General features: G+C 52.0%; 6 protein-coding genes. 4 read left to right on the forward strand and 2 right to left on the reverse strand.

Translation table 11 applies throughout. From position 1 onward, the window contains the following. Positions 1-18: 18 nt before the first annotated feature. Together PGL02S_RS12505 and PGL02S_RS12510 are read right to left on the reverse strand one after the other, a co-directional pair. Positions 19-2,295: a preprotein translocase subunit SecA gene (locus PGL02S_RS12505; RefSeq protein WP_036641141.1), complete on the reverse strand. Its 2,277-nt coding sequence runs from the start codon at positions 2,293-2,295 to the stop codon at positions 19-21. Between the two features lie 260 nt (positions 2,296-2,555). Beyond that, positions 2,556-4,820: a helix-turn-helix domain-containing protein gene (locus tag PGL02S_RS12510; RefSeq protein ID WP_036641142.1), complete on the reverse strand. Its 2,265-nt coding sequence runs from the start codon at positions 4,818-4,820 to the stop codon at positions 2,556-2,558. Positions 4,821-5,183: 363 nt separating this feature from the next. Between PGL02S_RS12510 and PGL02S_RS12515 the strand changes: the two genes are divergently transcribed. The 4 genes from PGL02S_RS12515 (at position 5,184) to PGL02S_RS12530 (ending at position 14,097) form a co-directional block, all read left to right on the forward strand. Continuing rightward, complete coding sequence (locus tag PGL02S_RS12515) at positions 5,184-6,074, forward strand: ABC transporter permease (protein WP_235187407.1); 891 nt, start codon at positions 5,184-5,186, stop codon at positions 6,072-6,074. Between the two features lie 16 nt (positions 6,075-6,090). Beyond that, positions 6,091-6,972, forward strand: coding sequence for a carbohydrate ABC transporter permease (locus PGL02S_RS12520; RefSeq protein WP_036641146.1), 882 nt, complete (start codon positions 6,091-6,093; stop codon positions 6,970-6,972). A 33-nt stretch (positions 6,973-7,005) separates the two neighbouring features. Beyond that, entirely contained in the window at positions 7,006-8,625 is a 1,620-nt protein-coding gene (locus PGL02S_RS12525) for an extracellular solute-binding protein (RefSeq protein ID WP_036641148.1), read from the forward strand. A 357-nt stretch (positions 8,626-8,982) separates the two neighbouring features. Further along, positions 8,983-14,097: a choice-of-anchor I family protein gene (locus PGL02S_RS12530; protein WP_036641149.1), complete on the forward strand. Its 5,115-nt coding sequence runs from the start codon at positions 8,983-8,985 to the stop codon at positions 14,095-14,097. Positions 14,098-14,175: the final 78 nt, after the last annotated feature.

The raw sequence follows: 14,175 nt of genomic DNA on the forward strand, positions 1-14,175 counted from the left end.
CGAAGAAGCTGCGCTGCATCAAGCTTTTTCCCACCCGAATATCGGCCTAAACACTTTGCGAATGTAATAAGCCAATACGGTCGTTGCGGTCCATGAGCTGCGCGTATTCTGAATGTATTGATCGCTAATTATATAAGTCCGAGTAGAAGTGGGACTCTTCAAACCGAACTCTTCCCACTTCGCGGGATCATTCGAACCTCCGAGCCTTACAAGCATTTTCGCCGATTCGCTATTTATTTTAGCCGGAATTTGCTCGTATGCTTGGGTGATTTGCACATGAAATTCGTCGATCGGATTGCGGCTGGCAAGGCTCTCCAAGTGGATGCTTTCGCGAAGGTAAGAAACGTATGCCAGATGGTCAGCCCAGAACTCGTCGATATAAAAGAGCCGTACCCGCTGCTCCGAAGGGCTCATCGGCTTCTCGCCTGTCAATATTCCGAGCCGCTCCTCGTATAGAATGCGCCTCTGATCCTCCACCATATCCGAATAACCGTTTAATTCCTTGCGGATATGGAAGTTTTGGCCCATAACAACACGCTGAATATGTACGATTTTACTGCGGAGCACCGGCTCCTCGAGAGCCTCATCCTGCCTGGGAGCACGAATCGCTTGATTGATGCCGAACCGGAGCAGCAACTCGTCCTCCAGGCTTATGAAAAATACGGAAGCTCCAGGGTCCCCTTGGCGGCCAGAACGCCCGCGCAGTTGGTTGTCGATCCGCACGCTTTCGTTCATATGCGTACCAATCACGTACAACCCGCCCAGCTTGGCCACAATTTCTGCTTGCGCGAGGTTGCCGCCGCCGAGCCGAATGTCGACGCCGCGTCCTGCCATATTCGTAGACACCGTCACGGCGCCGATTTCTCCCGCTTTGGCAATGATATCGGCTTCTTCTGCGTCGTTACTCGCATTCAGAACATGGCAAGGTACGCCGGCAACCGCCAGCGCTTCGGCCAGCCTGTCAGATTCCTCGACGCTTGACGTACCAATGAGAATGGGACGTCCCACCCTGTGGACAGACGAGATTTCGTGTACAAGCGCCTTGAATTTGGCTTCTTTATGGGTATAAATCCGGTGCGGATGGTCCACTCGTATGTTTGGCCGGTTGGGTGGAATTTGCACGACCTGCAGCGCATAAATATCTTCGAATTCCATTGCGGAAACGTGAGCGGTAGCCGTCATTCCACAAATCTTCGGATACAGGCTAAGGAAGTGTTGGAGGGTGATCGTACCGAGAATTTTTCCGCCGGCTGAGGGCTGCAGCCCTTCTTTGGCCGTAAGCGCGGCTTGCAGCCGGTCCGGCAAATGTCTGTTCTCCGCCACGCGGCCGGTATATTCGTCAATCAGCTCGATTTTATCGTCACGGACGATGTAATCGACGTCTCTTTTTAATAACGATTCCGCATGCAGCGCGCAGTTCAACGACGATAACAAATAAGTATTATGGCTTTCGTACAAATTCCCGCATGCCAGCAGCTCTTCCGCTTTCGCAGAGCCAGCTTCATTCAAATAAACATTCCGCTTGAACTCGTCGAACTCGTAATGCGCATCCTGCTCGAGCTGCCTGGCCACTTCGGCAAAACGAGTGCCGTCGCTCTCGGAAAAGCCCGGCTCGCCGGCGATGACTAGCGGCACCCGCGCTTCGTCGAGAAGCAGCGAATCCGCTTCGTCGACGATGACGTAGTGGAAAGGACGATGCACAGTATCGGCTTCGTTTAGTGCAATCGTGTCGCGCAAATAATCGAATCCCGCCTCTTTGGCCGTAACATAGGTTATATCCGCGGCGTACGCTTCCTGTTTCTCGGACAAGCTCATGCCCGCTTGAACCGATTTTACCGTTAACCCGAGGAAACGATAGATCGGGCCCATCCAATGCGCATCCCGATTGGCCAAATAATCGTTAAATGTCAGCACATGAACGCCCTCGCCGGTCAGCGCATTCAGATAAGCAGGCATAACAGCAGAGAGCGTTTTTCCTTCGCCGGTATGCTGCTCGATCAAAAATCTCTCGTGCAGAGCGATGGCAGCCATGATCTGGACATCGTAAGGCTGTAATCCGAGCTGTCTCTTCGCCGCCTCGCAGACTAACGCATAAGCATCGACAAGCAGCTCGTCCAGAGGCGTACCCGATGAGGCTTCCTTTTTGAGCCGGAGAGATTCCGCTTGCAGCTGCATCTCGTCCCATGGTTCTAAATTCCGTTTCCTGATGAGCTCCGCTTTCTCCCGATAACCTTTCAGCTTTTGCCGGGTATCGTAATCTTTGAATTTTTGCATGAACTTGGCGGCTATATTCATCGGAATTTGATCTCCCTTCAGTACTGTAATGGAATCAGATACGGCTATATTTCGAAATCCGTGAAGTACGCTCTTAATTCAAGAACGTTGTTAACAAGCATACAAGGGATCCCTTCTGGTTATTATTGGATATCGATTATTGTAATATAATCTATTACATTATGGAAGCTATCACAGTCTTTGATAAAGCTGACAAGCCAAAAGAGGATGAGCCGCGAAGGAAGCGGACCATCCTCTTTTTTTATTCCTGTTGCAGGTTGTTAACCGCTTGCATGGGTCTGTACCACATGCTGCCTGCGGTAGGCTCCCGGCGTCATGCCGACGGCCTTCTTGAACGTCCGGTTGAAGGAAGTGATGTTGAGATAGCCGACGCGCTGGCTGATCTCGTTCACGGTCAAGTCTGTGCATGCCAGCAGTTCCTTCGCTTTGTTCATGCGGATGCCGAGCAGATGATCGCTGAAGTTGAGACCGGTCTTCTCCTTGATATAAACGGAGAGGTAAGCGCTCGACAGGTTCAGCTTGGCGGACAAATAGTCGAGAGACAGATCGTCGGCATATTGGTTATGAATAATGTTCATGAACATGGCGATCAGCGGCTCTTCGCCGGTATCCTTTTTCTTGCGGATGAGGGCGCATGCTGCTTCGATGAGCTGACGGAATACACCCGAGTACTCGGCAAGACAATGGCATTCGGCCAGCCTGCCGCTCCACTGCTTCAAGGATTGAACAGAGGATTTATCTATCTGTGCCATCTCGGCATAACTGAGAATCTTGGAAGCGACGGAATCAGCGAAGAAGCGAAACTGCGCGATGCCTGCTTCCTTCCGCTGCAGCGTCTCCAGCGCCTGATCGATGATCTGCAAGGAGCGGCTGTCGCTGCCGGATTGGAGTGCGTCGAGCAGTCCCTTTTCCTGGGACGGGCTCAGGTTGACGGTGTTCGGGAGCGCCCGCTGCTTGGTTACCAGCTGGGATTCGTCGCGAAGCGGCGCCTGCGCCGTCAGGCCCTTGACCTGATGGTAGGCCTGATTGAATTCGGAAGAATGGCTCACCTGAGAACTGACCGCGATCGTGACAAGGAACAGTTCCCGCTCCTCGTTTAGCATTCCCCTGATGTCGGCCAGCAGCTCCTCCAGCCGGGCAGCTTCTTCGCGTTTGAAGATGGAGATGATCTCATTCTTCTCGATCTGGAACGTGTGGGAGCCGGGATAGCGCTCGGCCGTGATCAGATGAATATGCTCCAGCATATGACGAACAGCCTGATCGGTTTGCAGCGGAAGCTCATAAGCCGGATTCATGCGGAAACGGATATGGTACAGAACCACGATAAAACTTCCGTCATCTGACAGGAAATCCTCCCACTCGCTGATATCGGTGTTGATGCTCTTCAGCTGGCTGATATAGGAATAACTGGTTAGAACGGACTTGTGTTTGTTCATGCGGTCCCGAATTTCTTCCTTCTCCCGGAACAGCTCCTGAATGCGGTTCTGGATCAGATCGTATTCCGTGATGCTTCCAGGTTCCGGCATCGAAGAGAAGGGGGCTCTATTCAGTACTGTCGTTAAAATCTGTTTCACCGGCTTGTGCAATCTGCGGCTGAACAGATAGGACGCGGCAACAGCTACTCCGAGAGACAGAAAGAATATGAGCAGCAAGCCACCGGTTAACCTGCTTAACTGAGAAGACACATGGCTGTAAGGCACAGCCGAGACGTAGGTGAGTCCGTCAGATCCGGTTTCGGTAAAATAGTAGGTTCCATCTTGAAGCACGGCTTCCTGCCCTGCCTGAGATAAAGGCAGCTGTTCATGGCGGATGGAACCCCAGTTGTATAACACGCTGCCATCAGCGTCCAGAATCGCCAGTGCCCGATCATTCGAATCGCCAAAAAAGGATTGAGCAGCCTTGTCAATGTCGATGAGGGCAATGACCTCATAACGATTATCCGGTTGTTTGTACACAAAGGGCATCAGCTTTTTCTCGGATAAATCGTTGTTGATCCGATAGGTTTCCGCAGGGAGGAGTGTGAAGGATTCAAGGCGATCCTCATAGCTGCTCCAGAATGAATAGGAGTACGTCGGGCTGGCGTAGGAGCGATTAAACATATAGGAGGCATCGCCGCTGCCGGATTTGCTGAGCACAAAATCATGCTCCTGCAAGTAAATCAGCGTATCCTCCAGAAAGAATAGCGGGTTATAGATATCGCTTCGCATCTGCAACATCACCTCACGAGCCTTCAGATAATTCACTTCATTTCCGGTCTGGTGGCGAAGCTGGTTATGGAAACCGATCAAATCGGATTGATTGTATATATCAAACATGAGCACCTGCAGCCTGCTGAACTGATTGGAGAACCGTTCCGCCGTATCGTGAACCGCACGCTGGCTTGTATCAATGATTTCTTTTTGCAGGCTGGTCTTAAAGAGCTGGAAGATCATCATATAGAACAATCCGAATAACACAATGATGGCCAGGAAGCTCAAAAAAATCTTGAAAAATAAACTGCGGCTTTTATGTTTGATCCAATTCACAGCATTCCCCCCTTATATTTATCCGACGTCCAGGGTTTCCCATCATGATATAGGACGAGTGTTAAGGATGGTGCCCGATTCATGTTAATATTCCGTAAAAATGGATAGTCAATATTTTAGATTCTAGGCATTGCTTTAGGAAAACAGTGATTCTGCCCCTCCATCCAATGAAAGGCGAGACATCAATAAAATGGTCAATACCCCTGCTGCGTTCGGGTCGGTTATGATGCAAGCGTGAACCTGAATACACACGTAGACGCAGTATAGACGAAAGCGAGGGGATAACCGATTTTACAACGTCAGCTCAACAGCGTGGAAGCGCATTCAAAAATTCGCAAAAAAAGCGTTTGGCGAAGCTGGATGATGCAGGTACGCAGAAACTGGCAGCTGTATGCTCTATTTGCACCGGTTCTGCTTTACTTCATTCTGTTTCACTATGTACCCATGTATGGCGTCCAGATTGCATTTAAGGATTTTATGGCCAACAAAGGCATCATGGACAGTCCATGGGTCGGGTTCAAGCATTTTGAACGTTTTTTTGACAGCTTTTATTTCTGGCGGATTATCAAAAACACGATGGGTATCGGGTTATATGAGCTGGCGGTCGGATTTCCGATTCCGATTATTCTGGCCTTAATGATCAATGAAGCCAGATCGGGCCGGTTCCGCCGATTTGTACAGACCGTAACTTATGCACCCCATTTCTTATCCACGGTGGTTGTCGTTGGCATGATTATGATGTTCCTGTCGCCGGTCAGCGGCCTCGTCAATTTCATCATTACCTCCTTTGGCGGAGAGCCTGTTTCCTTCATGACGGAACCTTCCTGGTTCAAGAGCATCTACGTATGGTCGGGCGTATGGCAGGGCATGGGCTGGAGCTCCATTATCTATCTCGCAGCACTCGCCGGGATTGACCCGCAGCTGCATGAGGCGGCCAAGGTGGACGGCGCAGGCTGGCTCCGGCGCATCTGGCACATTAATCTGCCGGGCATAGCGCCCACGATGACGATTCTGCTCATCCTGAACATCGGTACCGTTCTGGGTGTCGGCTTCGAGAAGATCTTCCTGATGCAAAACTCGCTCAACATGGAAGCGTCCGACGTCATTGCGACCAATGTATACCGGAGCGGTATTCTTGGGGCCCAGTACAGCTTCTCGGCTGCGGTTGGCCTGTTCAACTCCATCGTCAACTTCATCATGCTGATTGCCGTAAACCGGATTGCGCGCAGAGTCAGCGAGAACAGCCTATGGTAAGGAGGAATGATGGCATATGCCGCAGAGCCGGAGTGAACGAATAGCCGGAATATGTATTTACATTATACTCTCTTTTATTACGCTCCTTGTACTGTATCCTTTATTTTTTGTTCTCATTGCTTCCATCAGTGCTCCGGAAACGGTGATGCGGGGAGAAGTGTGGCTATGGCCCAAGGAGTTGTCGTTTGTCGGTTACGAGCGGTTGTTTGCCAACAAGGAGCTCATGCGAGGATTCCTGAACACGCTGCTCTATACCGCTACGGGAACGGCGCTGAATGTGATGATGACGATTGCGGCAGCTTATCCCCTTTCGAGGGCTGATTTTAACGGCCGCGGGCTTTTTACGGCAATAATTGTGTTCACGATGTTCTTCAGCGGGGGGATGATTCCGAATTACTTGCTGGTCAAGGAGCTTGGGATGCTGGATACGATCTGGGCGATGATCATCCCTTCAGCGGTATCGGTGTGGAACATCATCATTATGCGAACCTTCTTCCAGAGCTCCATTCCGAAGGAGATGCAGGAGGCGGCGTTTATCGACGGGGCTTCCAATATGCGGGTGCTCCTGAGGATTGTCCTCCCGTTATCCGGCCCGATTCTGGCCGTTATGGTGCTGTTCTATGCAGTTGGCCACTGGAATTCTTATTTCAGCGCCCTGATCTATTTGTCGGATCGGGCGAATTATCCGCTGCAGCTGTTCCTGCGCGAGATTCTGGTTCAGGGGCAGATGCAGGAGATGGTTGATATCAGCGATGATTCGCTGGCGCGAAGCCTGATGGATGCGGAAGCGATCAAATATGCGGCGGTTATTGTTACGAATCTGCCGATGCTGCTGCTGTACCCGTTCCTGCAAAAGTATTTTGTGAAGGGTGTTATGATTGGTGCGATTAAAGGTTGAGTACGGACAATTGATGAGGGGGATATGAAATTTATGGTTATGAAAAGATGGACTTCACTTGCATTGGCAGCTGTGCTGGCTGCCGGGCTGCTGGCCGGTTGTGGAAGCAAGAGCGGGGAAGACGCAGCGGGTAAGGGAGAAACGCCGCAGGCTAATCTCAACGAGACCGGAATGCCGATTGTGAACGAGCCTCTAAATCTGACCTTCTTCACGGGTAAATCGCCGACAAACGGAAGCAAATTCGAGGAAACGTTGGTATGGAAAACCTATCAGGAGATGTCGAACGTGAATGTGACATGGAATCTCATTCCGTTTGAGACATTGACCGAGAAGCGGAACCTGGCTCTGGCCGGGGGAGATTACCCGGACGTATTCTACTCGGCCAGGGTGGGCTCTGCGGAATTGACGCGTTATGGCGAGCAGGGGGTATTCATACCGCTGAACGATCTGATCGACAAGTATGCGCCGAACTTCAAAAAACTCATGGAAGAATATCCTGATATTCGCAAAGGACTGACGATGCCGGACGGCAAGATCTATTCCCTGCCTTCCTTCTATGATCCTGCCCTGTTGTCTATGCTGATCGGCACTCCGCTGTGGATAAATCAGGAGTGGCTGGACCAGCTCGGCATGAAAGAGCCGCAGACAACGGAAGAGTTCTATGCGTATTTGAAGGCAGTCAAAGAAACGGATCTGAACGGCAACGGGTTGCATGATGAAATTCCGTTCTCTTCAACAGGCATTACGGGAATCATCGACCATCTGAAGGGTTCATGGGGGCTTGGAACGAGCGGGCTCGGCCATAAATTCGTGGATGTGGACCCGGACACAGGCAAACTTCGCTTTACCAAAGCGCTGCCGGAATACAAGGAGATGCTGGAGTTTGTGAATAAGCTCTACATGGAAGGATTGCTCGACAAAGAGATTTTCACGATTGAAGGCGGCGCACTGAATGCCAAGGGGCAGGAGGGACTGCTCGGTTCCACAATCGTGCCGAACCCGGAGACCGTTATGGGACGCAAGGAATACATCGGGCTTGGAGCGCTGAAGGGACCGCACGGAGATCAGCTCTACTCTCACGTAAAAGTCCCGATGGTGCATGTGGGCGCATTTGCCATTACGGATAAGAATCCGAACCCGGAAGCGACCATTCGCTGGATGGATTATTTCTACGGGGATGAAGGAGCCCAGTTCTATTTCATGGGCAAGGAAGGCGAGACGTATACGAAGAGTGGAGACGGTCAACTGGAATACGTGAAGGAGATTACGGAGAATTCCAATGGGCTGACGCAGGATCAGGCGCTTGCCAAGTATTTTACTTGGCTCGGCGGCAGCTACCCTGGGCTGGTTAAGGAGAGCTGGTTCAAGGGCTCGGAGACACTGCCAAGCGCCATGGCCGCTGCGGAAAAAGCAGAGCCGTATGCGGTGAAGGAGATTCTGTACAACTTCAATTTCACCATCGAGGAGACGGATGTCATGTCCTCGGTCGGCAAGGACATTCAGGACTACGTAACAGAAATGGAAGCCAAATTCGTAAACGGATCTGCCTCGTTCAGCCAGTGGGAAGAGTATGTGAACACACTCAACAAAATGGGGCTGGACCGCTATATGGAAGTGTATCAGGCGGCGTATGACCGCTACCAGGCAGAGTAAGCAGAGAGATTCATAGACGCGGTGCGGAGAGGTTTTTCGCATCGCGTTTTTGTCTTCGAATAATTGGTTATATATTCCAAATGGGATGATAGATCGTATTACAGTAGCAGAATGAAGAGGCATGTACATGGGGTCTGGAGGAGGGCGGGATAGCCGCGTGAGAATCGTATTTACCGTAATTGGCGTTGGCAGCTTGGCTTGATTGATGGCTGCTGCTTTGAAGGAAACCGCCGTCATTTGATCGGCGGTTTTCTTGTCGTCCAGGCGCCATTTTACATAATCCGCGACTAATATTGAGGGAGAGTTAACACTTCGGCCGTACAATTGAAAATATAATAAGGTCTAAGAAGAGGGGAAATGAACTTGAAACGTAATGTCATGAAAGTCGTCTCGCTATGGATGGCAGCAGAAATAACGATGGCCTCTCTATTCTCGGCGGGAACCGTGCTGGCGGATACCAATCAGGCAGCATCTCAGCCAGTCAACGTGGAAGCAGCGCAGGGTGGAACTGCACTGGCTGCCAATTTTGGCATTTCTACTGCAGCTTTTCCGGATGCGTATGAAGAGGAGCCTTACACGGTTACGGTTGATGTGTATGGCGGACAAGCACCGTATACCTTCACCGCGGCAGGCTTGCCGGCAGGTTTGTCGATGGCAGCAGATACAGGGATCGTTACGGGAACACCTGCAGCTGGACAAAAGGGCGAATATACAATTGATGTAACAGCGCAAGACAGCGCACCTGTACCAGCAACGACGCAGTCGCAGGTCACGCTGCAAGTATACGGTAAACGTTCGGAGCCGGTTGCAGACAAGCTGGCTGTCGAGATGATTGGACATTACGCTGTAGGCACCTCCAACAAGGATGGCGGTGTCGCGGAGATTGTGAAGTACAACAAGGACAATGGGAAGCTGTATTTGGTGAATGGCTCTACCCAGCCGGCAAGTTTGGAGATTGTATCTCTTCATGCCGATGGCAGCCTTGTCAAAGATAAACAGATTAACGTAGAGGCCCTGGCGGAAACGGGCAGCTTCCAGTACGGCGATCTGACCAGTGTAGACATCAATAACAAGACCAAGAAGGTTGTGGTTGCTGTCCAGGAGCTGGATCATACCAAGCCCGGAAAGGTTCTCGTCCTCGATTATGAGGGCAGCCTGATCACGTCATATGATACGGGCATCCAACCGGATATGGTTAAATACACGTCGGATGGCCGCTATATCCTGACGGCGGATGAAGGAGAGCCTCGCACAGAGACAGCTCCGGATCCAGAAGGCAGCATCACGATCATCGATACAACATCAAACGAAGTAAGCCAACTGAAATTTGATGATCCGTCGATCATTGATGACACTGTCCACATTCGCGGAACTGTAGAAACGGATGGCAAGATTATAACAAGCGGACCGAAAACGTCTGCCATCCATGATCTGGAGCCCGAATACATCGCCTTGTCCGAGGATGAGCAGACTGCCTATGTTGCTTTGCAGGAGAACAATGCGATGGCAGTAGTCGATATCGCCTCCAAGTCGATTACATCGGTTCGGGGACTGGGATACAAGGACTTCAATCAACCCGGGAACGAGCTGGATCTCCTGAAGGACGGCCAGATCAAGTTTGAGAACGTCCCTTTTTACGGGATGTATATGCCGGACGGAATCGCGACCTACAGCGTAAACGGACAGCAATACATTCTGTCTGCGAATGAAGGGGACGCAACCGGCTGGGACGATCGAAGCAATGAAAGTGACGTCGGCAAATTGAAATCCGGCCTGAACCCATCCTCGGCGGCTGCCCAATTCCTGGCGGACAAAGGGAGTACCTACGATAAGGTTGAGGTTGCCAGCGATATGGGCAATGACGGATTGTACATGTATGGTGCCCGTTCATTCTCCATATGGAATGCAGACCATATGTCCCCCGTCTACGACAGCGGCAGCGATTTCGAGAAGATTACGGCTGAGCGTCTGCCGAATTACTTTAATGCAAGTAATGACAAAATCGATCTGGACAGCCGCAGCTCCAAGAAAGGACCAGAGCCGGAATATGTAACGGTGGGCAAGGTCGGGCAGAAAACACTGGCCTTTGTCGGACTGGAGCGTATTGGCGGAGTTATGACATATGACGTAAGTGATCCGTCGGCTCCGACATTCCTGAACTATATCAACACACGCGATTTTACAGCCGGCATTACCTCGGACTCCGGTCCGGAGGGATTGGACTTTATATCGGCTTTCGACAGTCCGACAGGACGTCCCTTGCTGCTGGTTGCCAACGAGGTTAGCGGAACTGTAGCTCTGCTGGAGCTCAAAGTTAGTAGAATCTCGCTGGATAAGTCTTCGCTGACACTGGCTGCAGGCGGTGCCAAGGCGCAGCTGCAAGCGACCGTTGAACCGACTCAAGGCGGTTCAACAGAGCTCGTCTGGAGCTCTACCGATGAAGCGGTAGCCACCGTGGATCAGAACGGACTGGTAACGCCACTGTCCGTGGGTGAAGCCGTGATCACCGTCCTGAGCAAGGACGGTTACGGTGCAGCGGAAGTACCCGTCCGGGTTACGGATGGTTCGGCCGTAGACGAGCCATGGAAGCTGACGGTCATGCATACCAACGATACCCATGCACATCTGAGCGAAGTGGCCAGACGGGCAACGCTGGTAGAGCAAGTGCGCAGCGAGGGCGGAAACAACCTGCTGCTGGATGCAGGGGATGTATTCTCGGGCGATCTGTATTTCACCAAATGGTTCGGATTGGCCGATCTGGCCTTCATGAACTACATGGGCTATGATGCCATGACATTCGGAAACCATGAGTTCGACCAAGGGACCCAGGCGCTTGCAGATTTCGTGAGCAAGGCACAATTCCCGCTGGTTAGCGCTAACGTGGACCTGAGCCGGGATATCAACATTTCGCACTTGCTTAAAAATCCGGCGTTGATCGACACCCGGCAACCGAAAACAACGGTCAACAGTGGGGTGTATCCTTATGTGACCCTGCTGGTTGACGGTCAGGAGGTAGGGGTGTTCGGATTAACGACCGAAGATACGGCTGAAACCTCCAGTCCGGGTAAAGACGTTATATTCAAGGATGCGGTGACTTCCGCTCAGGCTACGGTGGAAGCTATGGAGAAGGATGGACTTAACAAAATCATCGCCCTTTCCCACCTTGGTTACGCAAGGGACCAGGAGCTTGCGAAGGCTGTTGAAGGCATTGACCTCATCGTTGGCGGTCATACCCATACAACGCTGAATGCACCGGAAGTGGTTATCGACAACGATCACCAGACACCAACGGTTATCGTGCAAGCCAATGAATGGGGCAAATTCTTGGGCCGGGTAGACCTGCAATTTGACAACAACGGCGTTGTCCTCGTTGGGGAAGGCGAGCTTGGCGGCAAGCTGATCCCTGTTGACAATACGGTAGCGGAAGATACGCAGGCCAAGGACATGCTGGATCCTTATAAAGCGGAATTGGAAGAGCTGATGAAGCAGGTTGTCGGTATTGCAGCAGTCGTGCTTGACGGGAATCGCGAGAATGTCCGTTCCAAGGAGACAAATCTGGGCAATCTCATCGCTGACGGCATGCTGGCAAAAGCCAAAGAGCTTAAAAATGCTGATGTGGCTCTAATGAACGGTGGTGGCATTCGGGCCGCCATCGACGAAGGTGAAATCACGATGGGCGAACTGCGTACGGTGATGCCTTTCGGAAATACCCTGTTTGTACTGGATGTTACAGGCCAGCAGTTGAAGGACGGACTGGAGAATGGAATCAGCGGTGCCAAGCTGACGGATTTGCCGGGTAAATTCCCGCAAATCGCCGGCATGAAATTCAAGTGGGACCCGACGGCACCGGCAGGAAACAAAGTGTTTGATGTTCAGATTATGAAGAACGGAAGCTACAAACCTCTGGTACTGTCGGAGACGTACCGCATGGCTACGAACAGCTTTGTGGCCAAGGGCGGGGATGGATACAAATCCTTTGCCGACGCGATTGCCGAAGGGAAATACAACGAGGATCTCGGCTATCCGGATTACGAAATTTTTATGGAGTATGTAACGAAGCTGGGCGGAACCGTATCGCCTAAGGTAGAGGGACGGATTATCGAGCAGAAGAAACCGGCAAACCCTGGTGATGGCGGGTCGACGCCAGAGCCTGGCACAGGATCAGGCGGATCGGGAGGCGGCGGTTCTGTCACACCGCCAACAACCGGGCCAACGTCTCCTTCGACCGGTGGCAATTCAGCAGCGAACGTGCTGACAGGCGATGATCTCAAGATCGACGTCTCCAGTGGGTCAACGGCTCAGATTACCGTTAATGAAGCAGCCTGGAAGAAAGCCGTTGCTGGATTGTCAGCCAGTGGTCAGCAGGAGCTTGTGATTCGGGCTTCCGACCTGACCGGCGCTGCAGAAGCGGCCATACCGGCTGCATGGCTGATTCAAGCGGTGGAACAGAATGAGCAAGCAGTTGTGGTTGTGGAAACCGCTCTTGGCGCTTACCGTCTTCCACTGGCAGCGCTGAATCTGGATGGAGCATTGAAGCAGACACAGGGTTCAAGCAGCCTTCAGGTGAAAGTATCTGTGAGTCCGATTGGCGCCGAGATGGCAAACGATATGTCACGCAAGGCAGCTTCCATGGGTGCAGCTCCGGTGAACGGTACAGCCGTCAAGTTCGGTGTTGCCGTTGGAGCACAGGGGCAAGAGCAAGAAGTGAAAGATTTCGGGAAGAAGATGGTCAGCCGGATTTTACCGCTTCCGGCAGGAGCGAATTCAGATTCCGTTACAGCCGTGATCTATGATGATGCAGCAGGGATCTTCCGATTTGTTCCGGCTGTAAAGACCACATGGAACGGTAAACCTGCCATGGAAGTGAAGCATGCCGGGAACGGCATCTATACGCTGCTGCAGTTCAAGAAGACGTTTACGGATCTTGATGGTCACTGGGCGAAGGAACAGATTGAATCCATGGCCTCCAAACTGCTCGTGAACGGAGTGAATGCGAATGCGTATGCGCCTGGCAGAGAGATCACGCGTGCTGAATTTACAGCTATGCTGGTGCGCGCCATGGGCCTCAGTCCTGTAATCGAGAGCGGGAAGTTCAAGGATGTCCGTGATGACTCCGCTTATGCTGGCGAGATTGGTGCGGCCTCGCTCTACGGTATTATTGAAGGCGGTAATGGAGGAGCCTTCTCGCCAAACGCCAGCATGACGCGTGCCGAGATGGCTGTGATGCTGACCCGTGCGATGGAGGCGGTGAGTCCATCTGCTCCAGTTGGCAAGGGTACGGACGCTGTTGACAGATTCAAGGATCAAGCTTCCATACCGGCCTGGGCGGCGGCAAATATCGGTCGCTTGGCAGATCAAGGCATTGTGCAGGGTGACCACCGTGGCAACTATGGGGCCCTCGACTCGGTTACCCGCGCTCAAGCGGCGCTGGTTTTGAACCGTGCTCTGGTCCAGCTCCAATGGATGGACTAGAATCAAACTGAAGTCATGCAACCACAAGACCGTCCTTAAAGCTCTCTATGAGCCTTAAGGACGGTCTTTTCGTACTGC

Source organism: Paenibacillus glucanolyticus NBRC 15330 (assembly GCF_004000885.1).
In the GTDB taxonomy this organism is placed as follows: domain Bacteria; phylum Bacillota; class Bacilli; order Paenibacillales; family Paenibacillaceae; genus Paenibacillus_AQ; species Paenibacillus_AQ glucanolyticus.